This window comes from Pseudomonas sp. 65/3-MNA-CIBAN-0223 (assembly GCF_040310425.1).
Taxonomy (GTDB): Bacteria; Pseudomonadota; Gammaproteobacteria; order Pseudomonadales; family Pseudomonadaceae; genus Aquipseudomonas; species Aquipseudomonas gregormendelii.
In genome coordinates, this window is record NZ_JBEOPV010000206.1 from 1 (window position 1) to 261 (window position 261).

Below are 261 nucleotides of genomic sequence, written 5' to 3' on the forward strand. Positions count from 1 at the left end.
GTGGTGGGATGAATGACCAGGCCTTCGCTGGGAATGGTGCGCACCAAATGGTGGAACTGCCGCTCAATCGCCGGCAGATCGGGGAAGATATCCGCGTGATCAAACTCAAGGTTGTTGAGGATCGCCGTGCGCGGGCGGTAGTGGACGAACTTGGAGCGCTTGTCGAAAAAGGCGCTGTCGTATTCATCGGCCTCGATCACAAAAAACGGTGTCTGGCCCAGGCGCGCCGACACCGAGAAGTTCTGAGGCACACCGCCAATC

At 58.6% G+C, this 261-nt stretch carries 1 protein-coding gene; it reads right to left on the bottom strand.

The window, feature by feature from the left end; genetic code table 11:
- On the bottom strand, positions 1-261 hold a 261-nt coding region (locus AAEZ09_RS28585), incomplete at both ends, for a Mur ligase family protein (protein WP_350601710.1).